This window comes from Candidatus Aegiribacteria sp. (assembly GCA_021108435.1).
Classification (GTDB): domain Bacteria; phylum Fermentibacterota; class Fermentibacteria; order Fermentibacterales; family JCC-6; genus Aegiribacteria.
This window is the reverse complement of record JAIOQY010000149.1, coordinates 1-1,114: the sequence shown is the minus strand read 5'-3', so window position 1 is coordinate 1,114 and position 1,114 is coordinate 1. Positions and strand designations below refer to the sequence as shown.

2 protein-coding genes are annotated in these 1,114 nt (G+C 50.6%); one reads left to right on the top strand and one right to left on the bottom strand.

All coding sequences use genetic code 11. From position 1 onward, the window contains the following. A partial coding sequence (locus K8R76_08455) for a hypothetical protein (protein MCD4848207.1) occupies nucleotides 1-368 on the top strand: 368 nt, incomplete at its 5' end. 117 nt (nucleotides 369-485) lie between these two features. Here K8R76_08455 and K8R76_08450 read toward each other — a convergent pair. Then, a partial coding sequence (locus K8R76_08450) for a T9SS type A sorting domain-containing protein (protein ID MCD4848206.1) occupies nucleotides 486-1,114 on the bottom strand: 629 nt, incomplete at its 5' end.

Below are 1,114 nucleotides of genomic sequence, written 5' to 3'. Positions count from 1 at the left end.
ATGTTTCTCTGCCGGGTGGCGTGAATACATTCTTCACAGGACTCGGAGTCTACAATCCCGACAGAAGCGAGACTCAGAGGGTAGGGATTATTCCTGATATTGAAGTGAGACCAACAATTGAAGGATTGCAGGCAGGCAGGGATGAGGTGCTTGAAGCCGCACTGGAATGGCTTCATTCAGAGGAACCCAATAATTCAGACGCAGACCAAGTTAAAGCCATGGAATTCTATTCTATGGCTCGAAAGCTGGAAGAACAACGGGACTACGAGACCGCCTTGGAATACTATCGGCAATCACTGGTGCTTTATGAAGATGAAACCGTCAGAGCAGCTTACTTCAACTTGCTGGCAACCATAGGACCACTGTAAGTACATTATCTGCAATAATGTACTGAAAGGATTCAGACGTTTCGCATATGGTTGAATTTCTTGTCTGAAATGATGAAATCATGGGTAAGTGCCGCAAGTGAAGTCCGACCCCATGCTTTAATCTATCAGAACAACTCTTCTGGATGAAGTGAAACCATCCGAACTAATGGTAACTATGTATGTCCCTGAGGGTTTATCAGCGGAGTCCCAGCTGAAAGTCCCATTATCTGCAGAAGAGGATCTGTACACTTGACGGCCGGTAAGGTCGAAAATGCGAAGAGTCGCAGATTCTGCAAGGCCTTCGACCGAGATGTTGAGCATCACCGAGAATGGGTTGGGGAACACCCTGATACAGCATTCAAGCGGCGGGGCAGACGAGTCGCCGATGGATGTCAACGAGTCTCTGGGCACGAACTCCAGCTCCGGATACTCGGCGTCGGTTCCTTCTTCCAGCCATGCTATCCAGTAGCCGTCCTCGACGCTGCAGACAGCAATGTCACCCTCTAATACAAGACCCGTGCCGGCGCGGACAATATGGTCGAAGCCGTTCCATTCTTCCTGGAAATGCCTGCACCTTATCTCGCCGTTCCGATACCAGGCAAGGAGCAGCCCCTCGTCATCAGGATTGCATGACATGGCACAGGGGTTGCTGTTGTCGGGATAAGCCCATGAGTAAGCTTCCGTGGAGACCGGTGCCGGTTCCGAACAGTTGTAGCTGGAGAAGTGATCAGCACCCCATTCGTCCG